General features: G+C 64.3%; 19 protein-coding genes. 10 read left to right on the forward strand and 9 right to left on the reverse strand.

What is annotated here, in order from left to right:
- Nucleotides 1-29: 29 nt before the first annotated feature.
- The gene (locus AB6802_RS29100; RefSeq protein WP_371013663.1) at nucleotides 30-1,037 is read left to right on the forward strand and encodes a fumarylacetoacetate hydrolase family protein; all 1,008 of its coding nucleotides are present in this window, start codon (nucleotides 30-32) and stop codon (nucleotides 1,035-1,037) included.
- Between the two features lie 141 nt (nucleotides 1,038-1,178).
- Here the strand turns inward: AB6802_RS29100 and AB6802_RS29105 are convergent, their stop codons facing one another.
- From AB6802_RS29105 to hppD, 3 genes are all read right to left on the reverse strand, one after another.
- Nucleotides 1,179-1,553 (reverse strand): type II toxin-antitoxin system VapC family toxin, encoded by a 375-nt coding sequence (locus AB6802_RS29105; protein WP_371013664.1) that lies wholly within the window; start codon nucleotides 1,551-1,553, stop codon nucleotides 1,179-1,181.
- Entirely contained in the window at nucleotides 1,550-1,765 is a 216-nt protein-coding gene (locus AB6802_RS29110; RefSeq protein ID WP_371013665.1) for a type II toxin-antitoxin system Phd/YefM family antitoxin, read from the reverse strand. Before AB6802_RS29110 ends, AB6802_RS29105 begins: the two co-directional genes overlap by 4 nt.
- Nucleotides 1,766-1,832: 67 nt before the next feature.
- Entirely contained in the window at nucleotides 1,833-2,948 is a 1,116-nt protein-coding gene (gene hppD / locus AB6802_RS29115; RefSeq protein WP_371013666.1) for a 4-hydroxyphenylpyruvate dioxygenase, read from the reverse strand.
- Nucleotides 2,949-3,085: 137 nt separating this feature from the next.
- On the opposite strand from hppD, the gene AB6802_RS29120 reads away from it, so the two are divergent.
- Nucleotides 3,086-3,553: an Lrp/AsnC family transcriptional regulator gene (locus AB6802_RS29120; RefSeq protein ID WP_371013667.1), complete on the forward strand. Its 468-nt coding sequence runs from the start codon at nucleotides 3,086-3,088 to the stop codon at nucleotides 3,551-3,553.
- Nucleotides 3,554-3,644: 91 nt separating this feature from the next.
- Here AB6802_RS29120 and AB6802_RS29125 read toward each other — a convergent pair whose 3' ends face one another.
- The 4 genes from AB6802_RS29125 to aztA all read right to left on the reverse strand — a co-directional run bounded on the left by AB6802_RS29125 (nucleotide 3,645) and on the right by aztA (nucleotide 6,852).
- The gene (locus AB6802_RS29125; RefSeq protein ID WP_371013668.1) at nucleotides 3,645-3,983 is read right to left on the reverse strand and encodes a TIGR01244 family sulfur transferase; all 339 of its coding nucleotides are present in this window, start codon (nucleotides 3,981-3,983) and stop codon (nucleotides 3,645-3,647) included.
- Nucleotides 3,984-4,192: 209 nt separating this feature from the next.
- The gene (aztC, locus tag AB6802_RS29130) at nucleotides 4,193-5,134 is read right to left on the reverse strand and encodes a zinc ABC transporter substrate-binding protein AztC (RefSeq protein WP_371013669.1); all 942 of its coding nucleotides are present in this window, start codon (nucleotides 5,132-5,134) and stop codon (nucleotides 4,193-4,195) included.
- A gap of 27 nt (nucleotides 5,135-5,161) precedes the next feature.
- Nucleotides 5,162-6,037 (reverse strand): zinc ABC transporter permease AztB, encoded by an 876-nt coding sequence (aztB, locus tag AB6802_RS29135; protein WP_371013670.1) that lies wholly within the window; start codon nucleotides 6,035-6,037, stop codon nucleotides 5,162-5,164.
- Nucleotides 6,037-6,852, reverse strand: coding sequence for a zinc ABC transporter ATP-binding protein AztA (gene aztA, locus AB6802_RS29140; RefSeq protein WP_371013671.1), 816 nt, complete (start codon nucleotides 6,850-6,852; stop codon nucleotides 6,037-6,039). Before aztA ends, aztB begins: the two co-directional genes overlap by 1 nt.
- Before the next feature lie 227 nt (nucleotides 6,853-7,079).
- Here aztA and AB6802_RS29145 point away from each other — a divergent pair, with 227 nt between their 5' ends.
- Nucleotides 7,080-7,424, forward strand: a complete 345-nt coding sequence (locus tag AB6802_RS29145) for a RidA family protein (RefSeq protein ID WP_371013672.1) — start codon at nucleotides 7,080-7,082, stop codon at nucleotides 7,422-7,424.
- 139 nt (nucleotides 7,425-7,563) lie between these two features.
- Here AB6802_RS29145 and hutC read toward each other — a convergent pair whose 3' ends face one another.
- Complete coding sequence (gene hutC, locus AB6802_RS29150) at nucleotides 7,564-8,310, reverse strand: histidine utilization repressor (RefSeq protein ID WP_371013673.1); 747 nt, start codon at nucleotides 8,308-8,310, stop codon at nucleotides 7,564-7,566.
- A gap of 13 nt (nucleotides 8,311-8,323) precedes the next feature.
- The gene (locus AB6802_RS29155) at nucleotides 8,324-9,679 is read right to left on the reverse strand and encodes a formimidoylglutamate deiminase (protein ID WP_371013674.1); all 1,356 of its coding nucleotides are present in this window, start codon (nucleotides 9,677-9,679) and stop codon (nucleotides 8,324-8,326) included.
- A gap of 97 nt (nucleotides 9,680-9,776) precedes the next feature.
- On the opposite strand from AB6802_RS29155, the gene hutI reads away from it, so the two are divergent.
- The 7 genes from hutI (at nucleotide 9,777) to AB6802_RS29190 (ending at nucleotide 26,657) form a co-directional block, all read left to right on the forward strand.
- Nucleotides 9,777-11,006 (forward strand): imidazolonepropionase, encoded by a 1,230-nt coding sequence (gene hutI / locus AB6802_RS29160; RefSeq protein WP_371013675.1) that lies wholly within the window; start codon nucleotides 9,777-9,779, stop codon nucleotides 11,004-11,006.
- Entirely contained in the window at nucleotides 11,003-12,544 is a 1,542-nt protein-coding gene (gene hutH / locus AB6802_RS29165; RefSeq protein WP_371013676.1) for a histidine ammonia-lyase, read from the forward strand. Before hutI ends, hutH begins: the two co-directional genes overlap by 4 nt.
- Complete coding sequence (hutG, locus tag AB6802_RS29170) at nucleotides 12,544-13,362, forward strand: N-formylglutamate deformylase (protein WP_371013677.1); 819 nt, start codon at nucleotides 12,544-12,546, stop codon at nucleotides 13,360-13,362. Before hutH ends, hutG begins: the two co-directional genes overlap by 1 nt.
- A gap of 25 nt (nucleotides 13,363-13,387) precedes the next feature.
- Nucleotides 13,388-15,061 carry a urocanate hydratase gene (hutU, locus tag AB6802_RS29175; RefSeq protein WP_371013678.1) on the forward strand — a complete coding sequence of 558 codons (1,674 nt, stop codon included), beginning with the start codon at nucleotides 13,388-13,390 and terminating at the stop codon, nucleotides 15,059-15,061.
- 12 nt (nucleotides 15,062-15,073) lie between these two features.
- The gene (locus AB6802_RS29180; RefSeq protein ID WP_371013683.1) at nucleotides 15,074-15,661 is read left to right on the forward strand and encodes a HutD family protein; all 588 of its coding nucleotides are present in this window, start codon (nucleotides 15,074-15,076) and stop codon (nucleotides 15,659-15,661) included.
- A 271-nt stretch (nucleotides 15,662-15,932) separates the two neighbouring features.
- A complete protein-coding gene (locus tag AB6802_RS29185; RefSeq protein WP_371013679.1) occupies nucleotides 15,933-24,512 on the forward strand; it encodes a GH36-type glycosyl hydrolase domain-containing protein in 8,580 nt (2,859 codons plus the stop codon).
- Between the two features lie 375 nt (nucleotides 24,513-24,887).
- On the forward strand, nucleotides 24,888-26,657 hold the full coding sequence (locus AB6802_RS29190) for a glucan ABC transporter ATP-binding protein/ permease (RefSeq protein WP_371013680.1): 1,770 nt from the start codon (nucleotides 24,888-24,890) through the stop codon (nucleotides 26,655-26,657).
- The last annotated feature ends 98 nt before the right edge of the window (nucleotides 26,658-26,755 follow it).

Below are 26,755 nucleotides of genomic sequence, written 5' to 3' on the forward strand. Positions count from 1 at the left end.
GCGCACGCCGCGTCAGGAGAGGAAACCGCATGAAGCTTGCCACTTTGAAGAACGGGACGCGCGACGGAAAGCTGGTCGTCGTCTCGCGCGATCTGACGCGGTTCACCGATGCCTCTTTCCTGGTGCCGATGCTGCAGGCCGCGCTCGACGACTGGCGTCGGATCGCGCCGCATCTGGCGGCAATGGCGGAATCGCTCGAAACCAGCGCCGTGCCGTCCGCGCGCTTCCACGAGCATGACGCGCATTCGCCGCTGCCGCGGGCCTATCAATGGGCGGACGGCTCGGCCTATGTGAACCATGTCGAGCTGGTGCGCAAAGCGCGCGGCGTCGAGATGCCGGCAAGCTTCTGGACCGATCCGCTGATCTATCAGGGCGGCTCGGACGCCTTCATTGCACCGCGCGACCCGATCCGCATGGCCGACGAAGCTTTTGGCATCGACATGGAGGCGGAAGTCGCCGTCATCGTCGACGACGTGCCGATGGGTGCCGGGCTGGATGCGGCAAGGGCGGCGATCCGCCTCGTCATGCTGGTCAACGACGTAACGCTGCGCGCCATCACCGGGCCGGAACTGGCCAAAGGCTTCGGCTTCTTCCAGTCGAAGCCGTCCTCCGCCTTCTCGCCGGTTGCGGTGACGCCGGACGAACTGGGCGACGCCTGGGACGGCGGCAAGGTCAATCTTGCGCTGCTCGTCGACCTCAACGGCAAGCCGTTCGGCCGCGCCAATGCCGGTATCGACATGACCTTCGACTTCCCGGCGCTGATCGCGCATGCCGCCAAGACAAGGCCGCTCGCCGCCGGCACCATCATCGGCTCGGGCACCGTCTCCAATAAGCTCGACGGCGGGCCTGGCAAGCCGGTCTCGGCTGGCGGCGCCGGCTATTCCTGCATCGCCGAACTGCGCATGATCGAGACCATCGAGAGCGGCGAGCCGAAGACGTCCTTCCTGCATTTCGGCGACACCGTGCGCATCGAGATGAAGGACAAGACCGGACATTCGATCTTCGGCGCCATCGAACAGAAGGTCGAGAAATATTAGAGCATGATGCCGAAAAGTGTGACGCGGTTTTCGGATAGCATCATGCTTCAGCTTTAAAGGGGGTAGGGCGATGCCGGGCGAAGCGCTCTATGTGACGTGAAGCTCAGGAAGGACGAGGTCGAGCGGCTGGCGTTGGGATAATTACGCCAAGGCAACGTCATAGGCTGAAAACTGCCGATCTGCTGTGACCAGCGTCAGGCCTTCGATTTGAGCCTGCGCGATGAGGAGGCGGTCAAACGGATCGCGATGATGAAGTGGCAAATGCTCAAGCCTCGCAGCATGCACTTCATTCACGCTGAGGATTGGAATCCCGTTCGATCGTAGAATGTCGACGACGTCGCCCGAGAGCGTAATCTTGCCAAGCGATTTTTTGATGGCGATCTCGGCCACCGAGATGGAGCTGACGGTCACATCTTCGCCTGCCAGAAATATGTTGCGATGATGATCCGAGAGACGTGAGTCCGCATTGAGCACCCAAAGCAGAATATGGGTGTCGACCAGATATCTGGGGCTCATTTAATGTACTCGTCCCATTCGGGACCGAGTTCATCGAAATCGTCCGATATGCGGATCTGGCCCTTTAAGGCTCCAAACAAACCCTTACTCCCGCCGACGCGAACGGGCGCACTCAAGGTTGCGACGACCTCTCCGTGCTTTGTCAGATGGATCTTCTCGCCGGCCTGGGCGCGCTTCACCAGCTCGGAAAGCTGTGCCTTCGCTTTTGCCATGGGAATATTCATAGACGACCTCTTATGACCAGAATTTAGGTCATAAGAGGTCGAGTTGCAAGCGAGCCTACGCCGCCTTGCCGTCCACCTTGATCACGCCGCGCTTGATCTGGTCCTGCTCGATCGATTCGAACAGGGCGCGGAAATTGCCCTCGCCAAAGCCCTCGTCGCCCTTCCTCTGAATGAACTCGAAGAAGATCGGGCCGATGACGGTTTTCGAAAAAATCTGCAGCAGGATCTTGGTCATGCCGCCGTCGACCACGCCTTCGCCGTCGATCAGGATGCCGTGCTTTTTCATGCGCTCGATCGGCTCGTCATGGCCGTTCACGCGGTCGTACGACATGTCGTAGTAGGTCTCCGGCGGTCCAGGCATGAATTTCAGCCCGTTGGCGGCGAGCTTGTCGGTTGCCTCGTAGATGGCGTCGGTGCCGACCGCGATGTGCTGGATGCCTTCGCCATTGTACTTTTTCAGGTACTCGGCGATCTGGCTGGTGTCGTCCTTCGACTCGTTGAGCGGAATGCGGATCTTGCCGCAGGGCGAGGTGATGGCGCGGCTGACCAGACCGGTGATCTTGCCGTCGATGTCGAAGAAATGGATCTGCTTGAAGCCGAACAGCTCGCGGTAAAAGTCCCACCACTTGTCCATCTGGCCGCGATAGACATTGTGGGTGAGGTGGTCGAGGAAATAGAAGCCGACGCCCTCGGGCTTCGGGTCGCGCTCGCCCAGCCACTCGAACTCGGCGTCATAGGCCGAGCCCTTCTCGCCATAGGCTTCGATGAAATAGAGCAGCGAGCCGCCGATGCCGACGATCGCCGGCACGTCGAGCGCCTTGTCGGTGCCTTCATAAGGCGTGGCGCCCGTCGATACGGCATGGTCGAAAGCGTGTTTCGCATCGACCACGCGCCAAGCCATCGAGGCCGCGCAAGGACCATGCTTGTCGACGAATTTCATCGCATGCGAGCCGGGCTCGGCGTTGACGACATAGTTGATGTCGCCCTGGCGCCAGACGGTGATGTCCTTCGAGCGGTGCTTCGCCACCGCGACATAGCCCATGCGGGTGAACAACTCGGCAAGCTTCGCCGGCTCCGCATGCGCGAATTCGACGAATTCGAAACCGTCAGTGCCTGCGGGGTTTTGCTTGCTGATTTTCGCGGGCGGGGCGTCGTGCGGGAAGGGGCCCATGATAGTCCTCCGAAAGCTGTTACGGCCGGATTGGCCATCTTTCACCATGATAGCGCGGAGCCGCCGCACGGTGCTTGCATTCGACCGCCCGTAATGCACTAGATGTGCGCAAATTGTGCATGGTTGGAGGAAATTCCATGGATGATACGCGCGTTGACCAATTTGACCGCAAGATACTGGCGCTTTTGCAGGACGATGCGCGTTACACCAACAACGATCTGGCGGAGCGCGTGAACCTGTCGGCCTCGCAATGCTCGCGCCGCCGCCTGCGGCTCGAGGAGGACGGCTATATCAAAGGCTATCGTGCCGTGCTCGATCGCGACAAACTGGGCTTTTCGCTGGTCAACGTCATCTCGGTGACCCTGGCCACCCACAACCGCGACAATGCGCGGCGCTTCGGCGAATTGGTGGCACGCTTGCCCGAGGTGCAGGAAGCGCATGCGCTGACCGGCGAGATGGATTACATCTTGAAGGTGGTGACGCCCGATCTCAAATCATTGTCGGAGTTCGTCAACGGCGTTCTGCTGCCGCATGAATCGGTCCAGCATGTGAAGACGGCAATCGTGCTGGAAACGCTCAAGGAAACCGGCGCACTGCCGATCTAGCTTTCGCGGGTTTGTTGGATGCGCCGGCAGGACAGCGGGGCGCGCGAAGGATCGCTACGTTGGGGGATTGGCTTCTTTGCCAATCAGCCCCTTATCCCCGCTGCTGCTGGATCAGCCCATAAAGATTGGTGCAGCGGGCTCCGGAGCGGCAATAGGCGAACACCGGGCCTTCGAGTTCGTTCAACGCCTTGGCCTGGTCATCGACATTATCCTGTGTGATCTGGCCGCTGATTACCGGGATGTAGCGGAAGGTAAGCCCTGCCGCCTCCGCCGCTGCCTTGACGCTTTCGGCCGAGGGCTGGCCGGGCTGTTCGTCGTCCGGCCGGTTGCAGATCACGCTCTTGAAGCCGGCGTCCTTGATGGCCGCGATATCCTGCGGCTGGATCTGGCCGGAGACCGAGTAGTCGTCGCTGATCTGGCGGTATTCCATGGTGTCGTCCTCGCGATCTCGTTGACGGCAGTCTTGCCACTCCGGGCGAGGGGCGGCAATCCGCATTGAAGGAATTCTCTGCCAAATAGACATCGTGCGCGGGAAATTCCAACCGTCTTCCTTCCTTCTCCCCGTTCACGGGGAGAAGGTGCCCGAAGGGCGGATGAGGGGGCAGCGCCGGCGTTGGTCGTTTTCCCCCGGAGGTCAGCTCAACTGCCGAGGATCGCGCCTTTAATCTGCGTGATGTTGTTGTGCATCATGTCGATATAGGTCGAGCCCGGGGCATCGGGCTGCGACAGCGCATCCGAATAAAGCGTGCCGCCCACCTTGATGCCGGTTTCGCTGGCAATCTGCTCGATCAGCCGCGGGTTGGTGATGTTCTCGATGAAGATCGCTGCCGCCTTGTCCTGCTTGACCTCTTCGACCAATTTGGCGACGTCGGCGGCCGACGGCTCGGAATCGGTCGAGATGCCTTGCGGGGCAAGGAACGTCAGGCCGTATTCGTGCTCGAAATAGCCGAAGGCGTCATGCGAGGTGATGACGACGCGCTTGGCTTCGGGGATCGACTGGATCGCGGCTTTCACCTCGATCTCCAGCGCATCGAGTTTCTTGGTGTAGGCGGCGGCATTGGTCTGATAGCCGACGCAGCCTTCGCTGTCGGCCGCGCAGAAGGCATCGGCGATGTTCTTCACATAGATCTTGGCGTTGGCGATCGACTGGAAGGCATGCGGATCGGTGACCGTCTTGCCGCCGCCGATGCCGGCGCCTTCGGCGGCGTCCGCATCGGCGAATTCAGGCTTGAAGTCGATCGGCGTCACGCCCTTGGTCAGCGTCACGATCGAAGCCTTGGTGGCGCTGGCGTCGACCAGGCGCTGCAGGAAACCTTCGAAATGCAGCCCGTTGACCAGGACGATATCGGCATTCGCCATCGCCACCGCGTCGGCCGGGCTCGGCTCGTAGACATGCGCGTCGCCGTCGGGCCCGACGATGGTGGTGATGTTGACGCGGTCGCCGCCGACGTTCTTGGCAAAATCGGCAATGACGGTGAAGCTCGCCACCACCTTGAGCGGCGCCGCGAAGGCCGCCGAGGTGGCGAAAGCGCTTAATGTTATAACGCTCATCGTCAAAGCGGCGCGGAGGGATTTCGACATTGGGCAGTCTCCTTGGCTGGGGATTGGTCAGGCGGTGCGGTGGCGGTGATGCACGATGCGGGCGCGCAGCACGCCGCGCGTGCCGAATAGGATCGAGCAGAAATAGACGACGCCGGCCGACAGGATGATGGCCGGGCCGGAAGGCAGCGACGCGTGATAGGACAACAGCAGTCCAGCAATGCAGGAGGCAAAGCCGATCAGCACCGCCAGCACGCACATCGGCTCGACGCGCACCGTCCAGAAGCGCGCGGCGGCGGCCGGCAGCATCATCAGCCCGACCGACAGCAGCGTGCCGAGCGCCTGAAAACCGCCGACGAGGTTGAGCACGACCAGGCCGAGAAAGATGAAATGCACCGGACTGCCCATGCGGCTGACCGAGCGCAGGAACAGCGGATCGAGGCATTCGGCGACCAGCGCGCGCCAGAAGATGCCGAGGCACGCAAGCGTCACCACAACGATGCCGCCGATCAGGATCAGCGCCTCATTATTCAGCGCCAGCACGGTGCCGAACAGCACATGCATGAGGTCGACGCTGGAGCCGCGGATCGACACCATCAGCACGCCGACGGCGAGCGAGATCAGATAGAAGGCCGCCATCGAGGCGTCCTCGCGCTGGATGGTGAAGCGCGAGACAGCACCGGCGCCGAGCGCGACGATGATGCCGGCGATCAGCCCGCCGATCGTCATCGGCAGGATTTCCAGCCCATAGAGCAGGAAGCCGGCGGCGGCGCCGGGCAGGATGGCATGCGCCATCGCATCGCCGGACAGGCTCATGCGCCGCAGCATCAGGAAGACGCCGACAGGGCAGGCGCCGAGCGACAGCATCAGCGAGCCGAACAGCGCGCGCTGCATGAAGCCGAAATCGGCGAAGGGCGCGATGAACAGGCCGTAGAGGAAATCCATCACGCCGCCCTCGGGCCGGAGCCCTGGTGATGGTCGTGATCGTGCGCATGGTCGTGACTATGATCGTGCCCATGGTCGTGCTCGTCAGGCTCGCACCACGGCGCGTTGTCTTCCCAGGCCTCGTGAAAACGCCTTGCCTTGAGCATGTTCTCCGGCCGCAGCGTATCCCTGGTGTCGCCCCAGGCGACAGGCTGGCGGGCAAGCAGCAGCGTTTCGGGAAAATTCTGCCGGACAAGCTCGAGGTCGTGCACGACGACCATGATAGTGCGCTCCTCGCCATGCCAGCGCTTGATGAGCTGGATGAGGTCGCCGACGGTTTTGGCGTCGACCGCGTTGAACGGTTCGTCGAGCAGGATGAGATCGGCGTCCTGCAACAGCACGCGGGCAAACAGGGTGCGCTGCAGCTGGCCGCCGGACAGCGTATCGATCGGCCGCGTCTCGAAGCCGCCAAGCCCGACCGCCATCAGCGCCTTGCTGACCGACTCGCGGTCTTCCCTGGTGTAGCGCCCAAGCATGCCGCGCTTCGGCCACAGGCCGAGCGAGACAAGGTCGACCACCCGCGCCGGAAAGGAGCGGTCAAGCTCCGACTGCTGCGGCAGATAGGCGGCGCGCACGCCGGGCGCGCGCAGCACCGTGCCTTCCATCGGCTTCAGCACGCCGACAATACCCTTCATCAGCGTCGATTTGCCCGAACCATTGGCTCCGACCACCGCCGTCAACGAACCTTTGCGGACGACGCCGTTGAGATGATGGATGGCGGGATGGCTGTTGTAGCCCAGCGTCAGGTCGCGGAAGGTCAGGCAGGCAGCATTCATCAGGCGATCCGGAGGGAGGGCGAAAACTAAGGGCCTTGTCGATATGTGATGTTATTACATTAGTCAACCGGGCAAGCCGGCGGATTTATGGCGCAGCCGGTCAACTTGGCGTGTAAGTGAACGGGACAAGCCCGGACAATTGGCTCAATTGGTTTCGCGCTCGCGGCCTTGCCCGCGGCCGGCGCGGACTCTAAACAGGCGCGACCCTCAAAACGAAGGAACACCCTATGAGCATTCGTCGCATCGATGTCGGCCCGCGCATGAGCCAGATCGTCATCCACGGCAACACCGTCTATCTGGCCGGCCAGGTCGGCGAGCCCGGCGGCAACGTCGCTTCGCAGACCCGCGACATCCTCAAGACCATCGACGAATTGCTGGCCAAGGCCGGTACCGACAAGACCAAGATCGTGCAGGCGATCATCTGGCTCGACGACATGAAGACCTTCGCCGAGATGAACGCGGAGTGGGACAAGTGGGTGCCGCAGGGCCACACCCCGGCGCGCGCCACCGGCGAAGCCAAGCTCGCAACGCCGGAATACCTGGTCGAGATCATTGTGACGGCGGCGATCTGAGCTGTCACTCCCCCACATCCGGCCGCTTCGCGGCCACCTTCTCCCCGGCGGGGAGAAGAGATTGGCGCCGGCGCTGGTTGTCTCCTCTCCCCGCCGGGGAGAGGTCAGCCGAGCGAAGCGGAGGCTGGGTGAGGGGGAGTCACCCCTGCGACGGCGTGAATCTTGCCACCAGCGTATGGCTCTCCGCCGGATAGACGAACCGCACATGCGTGACCGGATACTCGGCGCTCCAGGTGCGGCGCTCGACCACCAGGCATGGCGCGTTCGCGTCGATGTCGAGCGCGTCCGCAATGGTTTCATCCGCCGCCATGGCGCGGATGCGGTGTTCGGCCTCGCTCCACGGCACGCGGCCGATCAGCCACGGTCCCGGCGCGATGTCGAGAAATTCCTCCTCGCTGGCGCCGGTCACCGCTGAGAGATTGATCAGCCGCTCTTCCAGTGCGAACGGCCGTTCGCCGGCAAAATGCAGCCCTTCCAGGGCCAGCACCGGACCCGCGGCGGAAAGCCCGAGCAGCAGCCGGTCCTCGGCGTTGCTACGCCGTTTCACCCGCTCAAGCCGCTCGTAGCGATAGGGCAGGCCGAGCGCCTCGACCTCGATCCTGATGTCGTGCAACTCCAGCACCGCCGCCTGCGATTGCGGCTGGCGCACGAAACTGCCGGAACGGCGGCGGCGCTCGATCAGCCCTGCCTTGGCGAGCTGCGACAGCGCCTTGTTCACGGTCATGCGCGAGCAATTATATTCGGCCGTCAGTTCGTGCTCGAACGGGATGCGATGTCCGGGCGGCCAGGCGCCTGAGAGAATCTTTTCGCGGATGTCGGACAGGATGCGCTGATGCAGCGAGAGAATCTCGCCGCCGTCAACATCGTCAATCTCGATCAGGCTCATCAAACGTCCTGCTTCAATTCTGCGACAGCTCGGTCATGACTCTGCGGAATCGACCGGCAACAGCCTCACTTTTTACGTGCCTGCCGCCGCTGACCTGCTTCTGGCCATGCACCCACACACAATCGACCGTGCTGCCATTGGCGAAAATCCAGGCGTCGAGAATCGCATCGCCCGCCTTGCCTGTGAGCGACGGATGGTTTTGGTCGAGCGAAACGAAATCGGCCGGACCGCCGGCGGCGATTTGCGACGAGCCCGCACCAAGCGCCTGGCTGCCGCCATCGAGCGCGCCGTCGAACAGCGCGCGTCCCGTCGAACCGCCAGCGCGCGCCAGCACATTACGGGCGCGGTGGGCGAGGCGCTGCGAATATTCGAGCTGCCGAAGCTCATCCGGCAGGCCGATCAGCACATTGGAATCGGAGCCGACGCCGAAACGGCCGCCATGCTCGATGAACAGCGGTGCGGGGAAAGTACCATCGCCGAGATTGGCCTCGGTGATCGGGCAAAGCCCGGCGATGGCGCCGCTTTGCGCCATGCGAAGCGTTTCCGCCTCGGTCATATGCGTGGCGTGGATCAGGCACCAGCGTTTGTCGACCGGTGCGTTATCCAGCAGGAACTCGACCGGACGCTTGCCTGACCATGCGACACAGTCTTCCACTTCCTTCACCTGCTCGGCGACATGGATGTGGATCGGACCGTTAGGCGCCATCGCGGCAACGGCGTTGATCTCGTCAGGCGTCGCGGCCCGCAAACTGTGCGGGGCTAGGCCGACGATCGCTTGATTCAAGCCGCGAGCGGCTTCGCGGCTCTTCTCAAGCAATCGCCCGAAGCGATCGACATCATTGATGAATCGCCGCTGGCCTTCACTAGGCGCCGCGCCGCCGAAAGCGGAATGGGCGTAAAAGACCGGCAGCAGCGTCAGCCCGATGCCAGTGTCCGAAGCCGCCGCGGCGATGCGTTCGGCCATTTCGGCAATGTTGGCGTAAGGCTGTCCGTCGCGGTCGTGATGCAGATAGTGAAACTCGCCGACGCGCGAAAAACCGGCCTCCAGCATCTCGACATAAAGCTGTGCCGCCACCGCCTCGACCTGGTCGGGCGTCATCGACGGCGCGAAGCGGTACATCACGTCACGCCAGCTCCAAAAGCTGTCGGCGGAAGGGCCGCGCAGTTCGGCGAGACCCGCCATGCCGCGCTGGAAGGCATGGCTGTGCAGATTGGGCATGCCGGGCACGAGAATGGCGTGTTGTTCATCGCCGGGCCGAGGAGCCGCGCCGGGCTCGACCGTAGCGATACGGCCGCCATCGAAGGCGATCCTCACCTTGGCTTGCCAGCCACCGGGCAGCAGCGCCTGTTCCGCAAAGATCGCCGTCACGTGCCTCTCCAAATCTCGATGCGCGAGCGACGATACCACTTGCGTCGCGTTTTAATATGTATATACATAATCGCCATCCAATCAAATGGAAAAGATGATGGGTGGAGCAAACGGGAAGAGCGGCCTGAGGCTATGGCGCAATGCGCGCCTGGCGACCATGGCCGATGGTGCTGCCGGTCTCGGCATCGTCGAGAAAGGCGCCATTGCGGTGCGCGATGGGCTGATCGTCTATGCCGGCGCCGAGGCCGATATGCCGGCTGCCGCAGGGCAGGGCGCCGATACGGTCGATTGCGAGGGCCGCTGGGTCACGCCGGGCCTGGTCGATTGCCACACGCATCTCATCTATGCCGGCAACCGCGCCAATGAATTCGAGATGCGGCTGGCCGGCGCCACCTATGAAGAAGTGGCCCGCGCTGGCGGCGGCATCGTTTCTTCGGTCAAGTCGCTGCGCGCGGCAAGCGAGGATGAGCTGGTCGCTCAAACACTGCCGCGCCTCGACGCACTGATGGCCGAAGGCGTCACCACGGTCGAGGTCAAGTCCGGCTACGGTCTCGATCTCGACAATGAGAAGAAATCGCTGCGCGCCGCTCGCCGGCTGGCCGATGAGCGCGCCGTCGCCATCCGCACGACCTGTCTTGCCGCCCATGCGCTGCCGCCGGAAGCCAAGGGCGACAAGGAGGCCTTCATCGATCTCGTTGCCGGAACGATCCTGCCTGCCGTCGCGGCCGAAAAGCTCGCCGACGCGGTCGACGGTTTTTGCGAGGGCATTGCCTTCTCGCCGGAGCACATGGCGCGGGTCTTCGACAAAGCCAAGGCGCTCGGCCTTCCGGTGAAGCTCCACGCCGACCAGCTTTCCAACCTGCATGGCGCCGCCCTTGCCGCCAGCTACGGCGCGCTCTCGGCCGACCATCTGGAATACACCGACGACGAGGGCGCCGCGGCGATGGCCACGGCCGGCACCGTGGCGACGATCCTGCCCGGCGCTTTCTATTTCATCCGCGAGACCAAGAAGCCGCCGGTCGACCTGTTCCGCCGGCATGGCGTGAAGATGGCCGTCGCCACCGATTCCAACCCGGGCACCTCGCCGCTGACCTCGCTGCTGCTCACCATGAACATGGCCGCGACCTTGTTCGGCATGACCGTCGATGAATGTCTGGCCGGCGTCACCCGCGAGGCGGCGCGTGCGCTCGGCCTTCTCGACAAGACCGGCACGCTGGAAGCCGGCAAATCGGCCGATCTCGCCATCTGGGACATCGAGCGCCCGGCCGAACTCGTTTACCGCATGGGCTTCAATCCGCTCCATGCCCGCATCTGGAGAGGACAATGACCGACCTGACCCTGAAGCCCGGCAACGCGACCCTTGCCGATTGGCGCGCTATCTACCGCGGCGCCGTGCCGAAGCTCGACGCAGCCTGCCGTCCAAAAATCCGGGACAGCGCCGAGGCGGTCGCCCGCATTGTCGCCAAGGGCGAGCCGGTTTACGGCATCAACACCGGCTTCGGTAAGCTCGCCAGCGTGCGCATTCCGGCGGCCGATCTCGAAACCCTGCAGCGCAACATCGTGCTCTCGCACGCCGCCGGCGTCGGCGAGCCGATGCCGGTGGCGGTGGTGCGGCTGATGATGGCGCTGAAGCTGGCGAGCCTTGCCCAGGGCGCTTCCGGCGTGCGGCCTCAGACCATCGAATTGCTCGAAGCCATGCTTGCCAACGACGTCATACCTGTGGTGCCGGCGCAAGGCTCGGTCGGCGCTTCCGGCGACCTCGCACCGCTGTCGCACATGACAGCGGTGATGATCGGCGTCGGCGAATGCTTTACCCCGCATGGCCGCGTCCCGGCCAAGGTCGCCTTTGTCTCGCACGGGCTGGAACCGGTGACGCTCGGCGCCAAGGAAGGCCTGGCGCTGCTCAACGGCACGCAGTTCTCGACGGCTTTCGCGCTCGCCGCCTTGTTCGAGGCCGAAGTGCTCTATCAGTCGGCGCTGATCGCCGGTGCACTGTCGACTGACGCCGCCAAGGGCTCGGACGCGCCGTTCGACCCGCGCATCCATCTCTTGAGAAAGCATCGCGGCCAGATCGAGACGGCGGACGCGCTGCGCAATCTGATGGCCGGCAGCGCCATCCGTGAATCGCACCGTGTCGGCGACGAACGCGTGCAGGATCCCTATTGCCTGCGCTGCCAGCCTCAGGTGATGGGCGCCGCGCTCAACGTGCTCCGCCAGGCCGCCGATACGCTGCAGACGGAAGCCAATGGCGTCACCGACAATCCGCTGATCTTCGCCGAGGACGACACGGCACTTTCAGGCGGCAACTTCCACGCCGAGCCGGTGGCCTTCGCCGCCGACATGATCGCGCTGGCCGTCTGCGAGATCGGCTCGCTGTCGGAGCGGCGCATCGCCATGCTGGTCGATCCAGCGCTGTCCGGCATGCCGGCGTTCCTGACGCCGAAGCCCGGCTTGAATTCGGGCTTCATGATCCCGCAGGTGACGGCGGCGGCCCTTGTTTCGGAAAACAAGCAGAAAGCCTATCCGGCGAGCGTCGATTCGATCCCGACCTCGGCCAACCAGGAAGACCACGTCTCCATGGCCGCGCACGGCGCGCGCCGGCTGATCGGCATGGTCGAGAATGCGACCGCCGTCGTCGGCATCGAATTGCTGGCTGCGGCGCAAGGCTGCGATTTCCATCAGCCGCTCGCCTCCAGCAATGCGCTCGAGGCCGTACGCAAACTGGTGCGGGCAGAAGTGCCGCATCTCGACAATGACCGGCATTTCCACCCCGACATGGAAAAGGCCATCGCCATGGTGCGCAGTGGCGCCGCGGTGAAAGCAGCGAGCGCGGTAGCGCTGCCTTCGATCTCGGGAGCGGCATGATGGCCACGCCGTCCTGGCTCACGGTCAAGCAAGGCACCGCCCCCCTCCTGGTCTCAATCCCGCACACCGGCATCGACCTGGCCGGGCTCGAGCCGCGCCTGGTCTCGACCTGGCTCGGCCGTCGCGACTGCGATTGGTGGATCGACAAGCTCTATGATTTCGCCAACGACCTCGGCGCCACCGTCGTCCACACCGCGATCTCTCGAACCGTCATCGACGTCAACCGCGATCCGTCGGGCGTGTCGCTCTATCCCGGGCAGGCGACCACGACCCTTTGCCCGACCGATACATTCGACGGCGATCCCCTCTATCGCATGGGCGAGGAGCCCACACCGTCCGAGATCGACCGGCGCCTTGAGACCTATTTCAAGCCGTATCACGCAGCATTGCAGGCCGAGATCGACCGGCTGCGCGGCCTGCACCGGAAGGTCGTGCTCTACGATTGCCATTCGATCCGCTCGGTGCTGCCGCGTCTCTTCGAGGGCACATTGCCTGTCTTCAACCTCGGCACCAATGACGGTAAGAGCACCGATCCGTTGCTGCAGGAAAAAGTCGCCGCCATCCTCGCCGCCACCGGCGAGACCTGGGTGGTGAATGGCCGCTTCAAGGGCGGCTCGATCACACGCGGTTTCGGACAGCCGCAGAACGGCGTCCATGCGCTTCAAATGGAGCTGTCGAACCGCGGTTACATGCGTGAGCCGTCCGAAAAGGGGTCGCCGGAGAACTGGCCGGTGCCTTACGACGCGACCTACGCGGCGCCGATCCGCGCCACGCTGAGAAAAATCCTCGAAACCGCCATTGACTGGGCCGGGCGCTGAGACGCCGCCTTACTCGAAAGGGACAATGATGAACGATCCCCGCCACAACATCCGCGAAGTGCGCGCGCCGCGCGGCGACAAGCTCAACGCCCGCTATTGGACGACCGAAGCGCCGCTGCGCATGCTGATGAACAACCTCGATCCCGAGGTCGCCGAAAACCCGAACGAGCTGGTCGTCTATGGCGGCATCGGCCGCGCGGCGCGCACCTGGAACGATTTCGACCAGATTGTCGCGTCTCTGAAGACGCTCGGCGAGGACGAGACCCTGCTGGTTCAGTCGGGCAAGCCGGTCGGCGTTTTCAAGACCCATTCCAACGCGCCGCGCGTGCTGATAGCCAATTCCAACATCGTGCCGCACTGGGCGACCTGGGAGAAGTTCAACGAGCTCGATCGGAAGGGCCTGATGATGTACGGCCAGATGACGGCCGGTTCGTGGATCTATATCGGCACGCAAGGCATCGTGCAGGGCACCTATGAAACCTTCGTCGAGGCCGGCCGCCAGCACTACAATGGCAACCTCAAGGGCAAGTGGATCCTGACCGGCGGTCTCGGCGGCATGGGCGGCGCCCAGCCGCTCGCCGCTGTCATGGCCGGCGCCTGCTGCCTGGCCATCGAGTGCAATCCGGACTCGATCGATTTCCGCCTGCGCACCCGCTATGTCGACGAGAAGGCCGAGACGCTCGACGAAGCCATGGAAATGATCAACCGCTGGACCGATGCCGGCGAAGCGAAGTCGGTCGGCCTGCTCGGCAACGCCGCCGAGATCGTGCCGGAGATGTTCAGGCGCGGCATCCGCCCCGACATGGTCACCGACCAGACCTCGGCGCATGACCCGATCAACGGCTATCTGCCGAAGGGCTGGACGATGGCCGAGTGGCGCGAGAAGCGCGTCAGCGACCCGAAGGCCGTCGAGAAAGCCGCCCGCGCGTCGATGCGCGAGCATGTCGAGGCGATGGTGGCATACTGGAACGCCGGCGTGCCGACGCTGGACTACGGCAACAACATCCGCCAGGTCGCCAAGGACGAAGGCTTTGAGAACGCCTTCGCTTTCCCGGGCTTCGTGCCGGCCTATATCAGGCCGCTGTTTTGCCGCGGCATCGGTCCGTTCCGCTGGGCCGCACTCTCCGGCGATCCTGAGGATATCTACAAGACCGACGCCAAGGTGCGCGAGCTCACCCCCGGCAACACCCATCTGCACAACTGGCTGGACATGGCGCGCGAGCGCATCGCCTTCCAGGGCCTGCCGGCGCGCATCTGCTGGGTCGGCCTTGGCGACCGCCACCGCCTCGGCCTAGCCTTCAACGAGATGGTGGCCAAGGGCGAGCTCAAGGCACCTGTCGTCATCGGCCGCGACCACCTCGATTCCGGTTCGGTGGCTTCGCCCAACCGCGAGACGGAAGCGATGAAGGACGGCTCCGACGCCGTTTCCGACTGGCCGCTGCTCAACGCGCTGCTCAACACCGCGTCAGGCGCTACCTGGGTGTCGCTGCATCATGGCGGCGGCGTCGGCATGGGCTTTTCGCAGCATGCCGGCATGGTGATCGTCGCCGACGGCACGGCCGATGCGGCCAGGCGACTGGAGCGGGTGCTGTGGAACGACCCGGCGACCGGTGTCATGCGCCACGCCGATGCCGGCTACGACATCGCCATCGAATGCGCCAAGGAGCACCAGCTCAACCTGCCCGGCATTCTCGGGTGACAGGCTGAAATGATGCGCATCCTTCGTGCCGCCGGATACCACGTCATGCCGTGGAAGAATGGCGGCGGCACGACCACCGAGATCGCCGTTTCGCCCGAAGCCGCCGGCCTCGACGATTTCGACTGGCGTATCTCCATGGCCCGCGTCGAGACCAGCGGACCGTTCTCGAGCTTTGCCGGCATCGACCGCACGCTTGCGGTGCTGGAGGGGGAGGGGATCGTGCTCGATATTGCCGGTCAGCCGCCTGAGCGATTGACGTCGGCCTCGGCGCCGCTTGCTTTTCCGGGCGACGTGCCGACCAGCGCTGCGCTGATCGGCGGCCCGATCACCGACCTCAATGTCATGACGCGTCGAGGGCGCATCTCTCACACGGTCGAGCGGCTGCCGCTGTCCGGCGAGATTCGCATTGCACCGACCGCCGGCACCACGCTTCTTCTCCCGCTCGGCTCCGCGGTGAAGCTTCTCACGGGCGCCGAATCGAGCCTGCAGCCGCTCGATACGCTGATTGTCGCCCCCCATGGTCCGCATTTGCGGCTTCAGCCCGATGGTCAGGGGCTGCTGTTCGTGATCCAGCTCCTCCGGCCTGCCGCCAACCATTAACGGCTGTTGCCAAACATGATCGCGGCATGGGCGAAATATCGCCCGGCCCCTTGCATGTATCACGAAAAAGCCCGAATCCTTGCCCTGATCCAACCGGGGGCGGAGAGCGAGGGGCGTTCGCCCACGAGCTGTCGAAAGGGCATGCCCCTGTCATGCTGCGCACAACAAACTTTCGGCCGAACCTGTCATGCAACCAATTGCAATTGAACCGGTTTTAGGGACATTGCCGTGGCGGTGACGCCGCGCTGCGCCCCGCTTTACGGAATTTTCAATGAACATTCAGACGAACCCCACCAAGATCGAACAGTCGAGCGCCGGCTTCCCGGAAATTACGGAAGCGCCGATACGCTCCAATTTCCTGCCTGAGGACCGGCTGCGCGCCATGGGCGTTGGCCTTGCCAAAGGCGAGGTCAAGGACCTGTTTGGCCTGGCGCCGTTCGAATTCCAGGCCCGCATCCGCGACAGCGCCAAGAAGATCCTCGAAGTCTACCGCTCGACCAACGCCGCCCAGGCCAAGGGCGAGACCATCACGCCGGCAGCGCAATGGCTGCTCGACAACAATTATCTGGTCGAGGAGACCATCTTCCAGGTCAAGCGCGACCTGCCGCGCCGTTTCTACCGGCAATTGCCGACATTGACGCTTGGCGACGGCACCGTCCTGCCGCGCGCCTTCGTCGTTGCCTGGAGCTATGTCGAGCATTCCGACAGCTCGGTCTCGGCCAATATGTTCAAGGCCATCGTCGAAGGTTTCCAGTCGATCGAACCGATGAAGATCGGCGAGCTCTGGGCGCTGCCTTCGCTGCTGCGCTTCGTGCTGATCGAGAACCTGCGCCGTATCGCCGTGCGCGTCGAGCGCACCCGGCAGATGCGCCATATAGCCAACGACGTCGCCGACAAGGTGCTGGCGACTGACGACAATGCCGACCGGACAAAAATCCTGTCGAACTTCAGCGCGCATGCGCAGGACACCACGTTCGCCACCCAGTTGCTCTATCGCCTGCGCGACGGATCGCAGAATGCCGGCCGAGCGCTGGAATGGCTGGAGGGCGAGCTCGAAAAGACCGGCTCCGACGCCGAGGAGATCATCATCTCCGAGCATCAGACGCTGTCGAGCGGCAACGTCACCACCGGCAACATCATCCGCGGCCTGCGCCTCATCAACGACGTCGACTGGACGGTCTGGTTCGAAGGCGTCAGCCGCACCGACGCGTTGCTGCGCAACAAGACCGATTTCGCCGCCCTCGATTTCTTTTCGCGCGACCAATACCGCACCGCGATCGAACAGATGGCGCGGCGCTCGGATCTTTCCGAATACCGCGTTGCCGAAAAGGCGATCGAGCTCGCCGGCCATCTTCCCGGCATCACCGATGCGTCCGGCGTGCCGGAGACCGCCGATCCTGCCGTGCACACCGATGTGGGCTTCTTCCTCATCGGCCCGCGCCGGCCGGAACTGGAAAAGGCGATCGGCTACCGGCCGCCCTTCTACGTCACCTTCAAGCGCGCTTTCGCCGCCACCGGCTGGCTGGGCATCGTCGTGCCGGTCTTCCTGCTGACGGTGCTGCTGCTCTTCCTCGCCGGACGGGCGCTCGGCAATCTCGGCCTGTCGGTCGAGTCGATCACGCTGATGCTGGCGCTGTTTGCGGTCCCCGCAAGCGAAGGTGCGCTGGCCTTCTTCAACACAGTGGTGGCGCTGTTCCTGAAACCCACCCGGCTTGTCGGCTACGATTACAACAAGAACGGCATTCCCGATGAGGCGCGCACGCTGGTCGTCGTGCCCTCGCTGATCGGCTCGCGCGACGATGTCGAGGAAAACATCCGCAACATCGAGGTGCATCACCTCGCCAACACGGCCGAAGAGATCCACTTCGCCTTGTTGTCCGACTGGCCGGATTCCAAGACCGAGATCGACGCCGCCGATATCGAGATCCTGCAATATGCCCGCGACGAGATCGCCAGGCTCAACGCCCGCTACCCGTCGCAAGGCGCGCCGTATTTCTACATCCTGCATCGCCGGCGCCTCTACAATCAGGCGCAAGGCTGCTGGATGGGTTGGGAGCGCAAGCGCGGCAAGCTGCATGAGCTGAACCTCCTGCTGCGCGGCGACAGCGACACCACCTTCCTGCCGCTCGATGTGCCGCTGCCGGAGAAGGTCGTCTATGTGATGACGCTGGACGCCGACACGCGCACCACGCGCGACGCGGTTTCGAGCCTGGTCGGAAAGCTGGCGCATCCGCTCAACCGCCCGCATTTCGATCCGGTGAAGCGCGTCGTCACCGCCGGCTACACCATCCTGCAGCCACGCATCACCGCCTCGCTCACCAGCGGCGACGACGCCTCCTTCTTCCAGCGCGTCTTCTCGGCCAATCGCGGCCTCGACCCTTACGTATTCGCCGTGTCGGACCTCTATCAGGACGTCTTCGGCGACGGCTCCTTCACCGGCAAGGGCCTCTATCACGTCGACGCCTTCGAGGCGGCGCTGAAGGACCGCATCGACGAAAACACCGTTCTCAGCCACGATTTGCTCGAAGGCGCGCTCGCGCGCGCCGCCCTGGTCACCGATGTCGAGCTGGTCGAGGACTATCCGACCCGCTACTCGGTCGACGCCTCGCGTCATCATCGCTGGGCGCGCGGCGACTGGCAGCTGCTCGGCTTCATTTTCGATCCGCGCTCGGGCGTTCCGGCGCTGTCGCGCTGGAAGATGGTCGACAATCTTCGCCGCTCGATCACCCCGATCTTCTGGGTGATGGCTTGTATCGCCGGCTGGACGCTTTTGCCGTTCACCCAGGCAGCGCAGTGGCAGGCATTGATGATCCTCAGCCTGTTCATGGCGCCGACCTTCGACATCGTGAACGGCATCCTGCCCAAGAGCGGCGACCAGACGCCGCGCGGCCATTTTTCCGCCCTTGCCCGCGACACCGTCTTCGGCACGGCGCTCGTGGCGCTGAAGGTGCTGCTGATGGCGCATCTCGCCTGGATGATGGGCGATGCCATCGTGCGCACCATCTACCGGCTTTTCGTCAGCCGCCAGAACCTTCTGGAATGGCGCACCGCCTCGCAGGCCGCCAAGAGCGGCAACGATCTCGGCGCCTATTACGGCATGATGTATGGCGCCGTGATCATCGGCGTCGTTGGCCTCGCCATTCCGGTGCTGGCCGATTCGACCGGCGCATTCGTTGCCTTCTTCTTCGCGATCTTCTGGATCGGCTCGCCGGCGGTCGCCTGCTGGATCAGCCGCTCGGCCGAGACCGAGGACAGGCTGCGCATCTCGGCCGCCGACATCCATGCGCTGCGCACCGTGGCGCGCCGCACCTGGCATTATTTCGAGACCTTCGTCACACCCGAGCAGCACCATCTGCCGCCGGACAATTTCCAGGAAAGCCCGGCGCCGGTGGTGGCGCCGCGCACGTCGCCGACCAACATCGGCGTCTACCTGCTCTCGGTGGTGTCGGCGCGCGATTTCGGCTGGATCAGCCTGTCCGACGCCATCACCCGCATCGACGCCACGATGACGACGATCGAGAACATGCCGCGCGATCGTGGCCATCTCTACAATTGGTATGACACCACGACGCTGAAGCCGCTCTATCCGCTCTATATCTCGGCGGTCGACAGCGGCAATCTCGCCGGCCATCTCGTCGCCGTGGCGGCTTCCTGCGCCGAATGGGCGGAAGCGCCCTCCGTCCATCTGCAGGGCGATTTCGAAGGCATCCTAGACACCGTCACCATCCTCGACGAGAGCCTGGACGAACTGCCCGACGACCGCCGGCAGCTCAGGCCGCTGCGCCAGCGGCTCGCCGATCGCCTCGACGGCATGCGCCGCGCTGTCGCGACCATCAAGGCGCAGCCCGAGATGGCGTCGATCCGCACCATCAACCTTGCCGTGCTCGCCGGCGAGATCCGCAAGCTCGCCACGGCCATCCATACCGAGGCGGCATCGCCCAAGAGCGACGTTATCGCCGACTGGTCGGAGCGGCTGGAGGCGACCTGCGAAGCCCATGTGCACGATTCGCACAATGACGAGAGCGCGGTCTCGGCGCTGCGGGCCAAGCTGCTCGCCTTGCGCGAGCGCTGCCGCCGCTATGCCTTCGAGATGGATTTCTCCTTCCTGATGCGCCAGGAGCGCAAGCTCTTGTCGATCGGCTACCGGGTCGAGGACCGCCAGCTCGACGAGAGCTGCTACGACCTGCTCGCTTCGGAAGCGCGTCTCACCAGCCTGTTCGCCATCGCCAAGGGCGACCTGCCGACCGAGCATTGGTTCCGCCTCGGACGCCCGATCGTCGAGATCGGCTTCCAGGGCGCGCTGATGTCCTGGTCAGGCTCGATGTTCGAGTACCTGATGCCGCCGCTGGTGATGAAGGAGCCGCAAGGTTCGATCCTCAACCAGACCAGCAAGCTCATCATCAAGCGCCAGATCCAGTATGCGCGCTCGAAGAACGTGCCGTGGGGCATTTCGGAAGCGGCCTACAACGCCCGCGATCGCGAGCTTACCTATCAGTACACCAATTTCGGCGTGCCCGGCCTCGGCCTGAAGCGCGGTCTTGGCCAGAACACGGTGATCGCGCCCTATGCGACGATCCTGGCCGCGCAGTTCAGCCCGCGCGAGGCGGTGCAGAACCTGCAGCGGCTGCGCTCGATCGGCGCGCTTGGCCGTCACGGCTTCTACGACGCGGTCGACTTCACACCGCAGCGCGTGCCGGAAGGCACCGACCACGCCGTCGTGCAGAACTACATGGCGCACCATTCCGGCATGTCGATCGCCGCCGTCGCCGACGCCATCTTCGAGGGCCGGCTGCGCGAGCGCTTCCACAGCGATCCGGTGATCGAATCCGCCGAACTGCTGCTGCAGGAGAAGGCGCCGCGCGACATCCCGACCGCCACCGTCAGGACCGAAGCCGACGAGCGCGAAAAGGACGAGACCGAGACCGAAAGCCCGGACAGCCGCGTCATCCTCGATCCGATCAAGGCGCTGCGCTCCACCAATGTCATGTCCAACGGCCGCTATTCGGTCATGGTCACGGCGACCGGTTCCGGCTACAGCCGCTTCGGCGAGCTTGCCGTGACCCGCTGGCAGCCGGATCCGAGCGAGGACCGGCTCGGCTCCTACATCTTCCTGCGCGACACCGCGACGGGCGACTGGTGGTCGGCGACCGCCGAGCCGAAGCGCGCCGAGGGCGAGCGCGTCCAGACGCTCTTTGGCGACGACAAGGCAAGCTTCACCAAGACGGTGGGCTCGCTGCGTTCGGAAGTCGAATGCATGGTGATCTCGGAAGGCAATGGCGAAGGCCGCCGCATCACGCTCTACAACGACAGCGCCACCGACCGGTATATCGAGGTGACGTCCTTTGCCGAGCTGGTGCTGGGCAACGAGGTCTCCGACAACGCCCATCCGGCGTTCTCGAAGATGTTCGTCGAGACCGAGATCGCCGCGAACAACGGAGCGATCTTCGCCACCAGGCGCAAGCGCGACAAGAACGAGCCCGACATCACGATGGTGCATTTCGTGACCGACCCGGCGGGTCCTTCGCGCGATGCCGAGGCCGAGACCGACCGGCGGGCTTTTATCGGTCGTGGCCGCACCATTGCCGATGCCGTCGCTTTCGACCCCGGCGTCAGGTTGCCCGGCAATCAAGGCTTTACGCTTGACCCGATCGCGGCGTTGCGTCGCCAGGTGCGCGTGCCGGCCAACAAGAAGATCTCGCTGACCTTCTGGACGGCCGTCGGCGCCAACCGTGAAGAACTCGACGAGGCGATCGCTCGCCTCGACCACCAGGAGAGCTTTGCCCGCCAGGCGATGCTTGCCTGGACGCGCAGCCAGGTGCAGACGCGCCATCTGGGCTTGAGCCTCACCGACGCCGCCAATGTGCAGAAGCTGGCGCGCTATCTGATCTATCCCGATCCGTTCCTGCGCCTGCCGGCGGAGTCCATCGCATCGGGCCTCGGCCGCCAGTCGAGCCTCTGGCCGACCAGCATTTCGGGTGATTTCCCGATCTTCCTCGTGCGCATAGGCGACGTCGCCGATCTCGAGATCGTCGCCCAGGCGCTGCGCTTCCAGGAATATATGCGTGCCCGCGGCATGATGATCGACTTCGTCGTCGTCAACGAGCAGGCGTCTTCCTACGTGCAGGACCTGCAGCGCGCGGTGGAGACGCTGTGCGAGAACAGCCGCCTGCGCGGCCGCGAGCTTGGCCCCCGCCAGCACATCTTCGCGGTGCGCCGCGACCTGATGGACGAGCCGACCTACAAGACCTTGCTGTCGGTGGCGCGCGTCGTGCTGCACACCCGCAACGGCACGATCTTCGATCAGCTCGAACGCGCCGATACGGCAGCGCTCCAGGCGCGCGACGCGATTCCGCAGGCCGAAGGCGGCCTGCCGCGCGAACCCGTTCCGCCACCGCCCTTGCCGACGCCGGCAAGCCAGGCTGGAAAAGACATCGCCGCCGACGGCAGCGGCCTCAGCCTATGGAACGGCTTTGGCGGCTTCGACGGCGACGGCCGCCACTATGTGACGCGGCTGACCGGGCGGCGCTCGACGCCGCAGCCCTGGATCAACGTCATCGCCAACGCTTCGTTCGGCTTCCACGTCTCGGCCGAAGGCGCCGGCTTCACCTGGAGCCGCAACAGCCGCGACTATCAGCTGACGCCATGGTCGAACGACCCGGTGTCGAACCGGCCGGGCGAGGGCTTCTATATTTTCGACCAGGCCAGCAGCAAGGCGTTCTCGCCGATGGCGGCGACGGTACGCGATCCTTCGATGACCTACGAGACCTGGCACGGCCAGGGCTTTTCGACCTTCCGTTCGAAGCGCGGTCCGCTGTCGATGGACCTGACCCAGGTGGTCGATGCCACCGACCCGGTTAAGATCACCCGGCTGCGCATCCAAAACAACGGCTCCGTGCCGGTTAAGCTGCGCGTCTATGCCTATGCCGAATGGGTGCTGGGCGGCCACCGCTCGCGCACTGCGGCGACCATCGTGCCGTCGCGCGACGCGGCCACCGGCGCGCTTCTGGCGCAGAACCCCTACGGGCTCGACTTCGGCGAGCGCGTGGCCTTCCTCGGGGCGGCCCACCCCGTGCATTCGGTGACCGCCGACCGCTCGGAGTTCATCGGCAGGCACGGCACGACGGAATATCCGCAAGCGGTCCTCGGCGGCCTTGTGCTCTCCGGCCGTATCGAGGCGGGCGACGACCCGTGCGCCGTGGTTGCCAGCGATGTCGAGATCCCCGCCGGCGGCGACGTCACGCTGCTCTGGCTGCTTGGCGACGCGGCGACGCCGGCCGAGGCAAGCGCCCTGGTGCAGACGCATCGCGGCAAGGATTTCGACCAGCGGCTGGCCGACAATGAAAAGGCCTGGCGCGGTTTCCTCGACACGATCCAGGTCGAGACGCCCGACGAGGGGCTGAATGCGATGGTCAACCATTGGCTGCCTTACCAGAGCCTTGCCTGCCGTATCCGCGCGCGCTCGGCCTTCTACCAGGCGAGCGGCGCCTTCGGCTTCCGCGACCAGTTGCAGGACACGCTCGCCCTTCTGGCGCATGACCCGAAGCTGGCGCATGACCAGATCCTCAACGCCGCGCGCCGGCAATTCCCGGAAGGCGATGTGCAGCATTGGTGGCTGCCGCGCACCGATGCCGGCGTGCGCACCATGATCTCCGACGATGTGGTGTGGCTGGCCCACGCCACCGCCCGCTACATCGAGGTGACCGGCGACGCTTCGATCCTCAAGGAACAGATCCCCTTCATCGACGGGCAGCAGCTTGGCGAGGGCGAGCACGACGCCTTCTTCACGCCCGAGATCACCAAGACCACCGCTTCGCTCTACGACCATTGCGCGCGGGCGCTCGATCTCGCGATCAAGCGCAGCAGCCCGGCCGGCCTGCCGCTGATGCTCGGCGGCGACTGGAACGACGGCATGAACCGCGTCGGCGAAGGCGGCAAGGGCGAGAGTGTGTGGCTGGGCTGGTTCCTGCTCAAGACGCTTACCGACTTCGCGCCGGTGGCCAAGGGCCAGGGCGACGCCAAGCGCGCGCAGGCCTGGGCCAAGCACGCCGAGGCGCTCAAGCGGGCGCTGGAAAGCACGGCCTGGGACGGCCAGTGGTACCGGCGCGGCAGCTACGACGACGGCACGCCGCTCGGCTCGCACACCTCCGAGGAGTGCAAGATCGACTCCATCGCCCAGTCCTGGAGCGTGCTGTCGGGCGAGGGCGATCCGGCCCGCTCGACCACGGCCATGCAGCAGGCGACCGAGATGCTGGTCGACGACGAGCTCCAGATCGTCAAGCTGTTCACGCCGCCCTTCTCCAAGAGCGAGAAGGACCCGGGCTACATCAAGAGCTACCCGCCGGGCGTGCGCGAGAATGGCGGCCAGTACACCCATGCCGCCACCTGGTTCGTCATTGCGCTGGCCGAGATGGGGCGCACCGACGACGCCTATCGCTGCTTCTCGATGCTGAACCCGGTCAACCACGCCTCCGACGAGAAAGCGACCGAGCACTACCGCGTCGAGCCTTACGTGGTGGCCGCCGACATCTATGCCGGCGAAGGCAAGGGCGGCCGTGGCGGCTGGACCTGGTATACGGGCTCGGCCGGCTGGCTCTACCGCGCGGCGGTGGAGGGCATCCTCGGCATCGAGCGGCGTGGCAAGGAGATCACGTTTAAGCCGAAGCTGCCTGGGCACTGGGACGGTTACGCTGCCACGCTCAAGATGTTTGGCGGCGAGATCAAGGTTCGTGTCATCCGCGACAAAAAGACCAAGTCGATCTCGCTCGAAGTCAATGGTTTGAAGAAAAAATCGACGTCCTTCGAGCCAAAAGCCGGCGACAAGACCGAGGTCATCGTCAGGATTCCGGCATAATATCAAAGGTTTGGCTTGTTGGCCGCGCATCCTTCTGGTTGCGCGGCAAAGCCTTGCGTTTTACTTGGTCGCAAGCCGGCCAAGGATCCGGCCCGGTCTTTTAGGGCCAGCTAACCAAGCAGCCGGTGATTAAAAATGTGGCAGCGCGAGGCAACTGCCATTATTTTGCCGCAAGGCTGACATTTCACCTTTTATCTCAAACCGTTAGGTGATCACGTCAGATTTCGTACCGTCGTCATCTTTTGTTCGCTAAATGGGAACGCAAGGGATAGACGGGGCATTGTTTCGCGACACATTAACCGATACGTGTCAAAAAATGGTGCGGTGCACAATACCGGCATTGAGCACAGGCAAGAGTTTGGCGGAGTAGCTGAAGTGTCACTTCTGCAAATCTACTTTAGAGCACTGGGTTATCTGGCTGCGGACAAGAAGCGCGTCGCGTTGATCTGCGGCGCAAACATCGCGCTCGCCGCGATCGCAATCCTCGAGCCGATCCTGTTGGGTCGGGTCATCGGCGCTATTTCCGAAAAAGGCCCGGTGTTTTCGACGCTTGCCGTCTGGGCAGCTCTCGGCGTCTTCAACGTCATAGCCTTCGTGCTGGTGGCGCGCGGCGCCGACCGCTTCGCCCATGCCCGTCGCTCGGAAGTGCTTTGCCAGTCCTTCGAACGAGTCATCACCATGCCGCTCGCCTGGCATCACCAGCGCGGCACGTCCAATTCGCTGCATACGCTGCTGCGCGCCATCGAGACCCTGTTCAGCCTGTGGCTCGAATTCATGCGCGTGCATCTGTCGACGGCCATCGCCCTGGTGCTGCTGGTGCCGACCGCGCTTGCCATGGACCTGCGCATGTCCGTCGTGCTGCTTGGCCTCGGCGTGCTTTACGTTGGCATCGGCCGCATCGTCATGCGCCGCACCAAGTCGGGGCAGACCGCCGTCGAACGCCATTACCATACCGTCTTTGCCCATGTGACCGACTCGGTCAGCAATGTCGCCGTGCTGCAGAGCTACAACCGCATCGGCCATGAGACCGCGGCGCTGAAGCGTTACGTCAAGGACCTGCTCGACGCGCAGAACCCCGTACTCGACTGGTGGGCGATCGCCAATGCGCTGAACCGTCTGTCGTCGACCATCTCGATGATGATCGTGCTGTCGATCGGCGCGTATCTCGTCACCCGTGGCCAGCTACGCGTCGGCGATGTCGTCGCCTTCACCGGCTTTGCCGGAATGCTGATCGCCCGCCTCGACCAGATGTCGGCCTTCACCAGCCAGATTTCCGAGGCGCGCGCCAAGCTGGAAGACTTCTATCGCCTTGAAGACTCGGCCGCCGATACCGCCGAGCCCGATGGCCTGCGCGAGTTGACCAACGTCACCGGCCATGTCCGCTTCGACGACGTCAGCTTCGAGTTTGCCAATTCCGGCCACGGCATCGAGAACGTTTCCTTCGAGGTCCAGGCTGGCCAGACGGTCGCCATCGTCGGCCCGACCGGCGCCGGCAAGACGACGCTCATCAACCTGTTGCAGCGCGTCTTCACGCCGTCCAGCGGTCGTATCCTGATCGACGGCATCGACACCAAGTCGGTGACCCGCAAGTCGCTGCGCCATTCGATCGCCACCGTCTTCCAAGACGCCGGCCTGCTCAATCGCTCGATCGAGGACAACATCCGTGTTGGCCGCGCGGAGGCGAGTTATGACGAGATCCACGCCGCCGCCGCCGCCGCCGCCGCGCAGGACTTCATCCTGGCCAAGAGCGGTGGCTACGACACGGTTGTCGGCGAGCGCGGCGGCCAGCTTTCCGGTGGCGAGCGCCAGCGCATCGCCATTGCCCGCGCCGTTCTCAAGGATGCGCCGATCCTGGTGCTCGACGAGGCGACCAGCGCGCTCGACGTCGAGACCGAGGATCGCGTCAAGGACGCGATCGACGAGCTGCGCCGCAACCGCACCACCTTCATCATCGCCCACCGCCTGACCACGGTCCGCGACGCCGATCTGGTGGTCTTCATGGACAAGGGCAGGGTGGTCGAGATGGGCGGCTTCACCGAACTGTCGCTGCGCAACGGCCGCTTCGCCAGCCTGCTGCGCGCCGGGGGCCTGCTCAACGACGAAGAGGTCCGCCGCCTCAGCCGCACGGTCACCGAAGCGGCGTAAGCTCTTTCCTTCTCCCCTTGTGGGAGAAGCGCAACCATTAGCTCAGGCGGTGTGGTTTGCTGGCGGACTTTTGCTCCACGGAGTGCCGCGTTCGACGA

Origin of the sequence: Mesorhizobium sp. RCC_202 (genome assembly GCF_041355295.1) — a bacterium.
Lineage (GTDB): Bacteria > Pseudomonadota > Alphaproteobacteria > Rhizobiales > Rhizobiaceae > Mesorhizobium.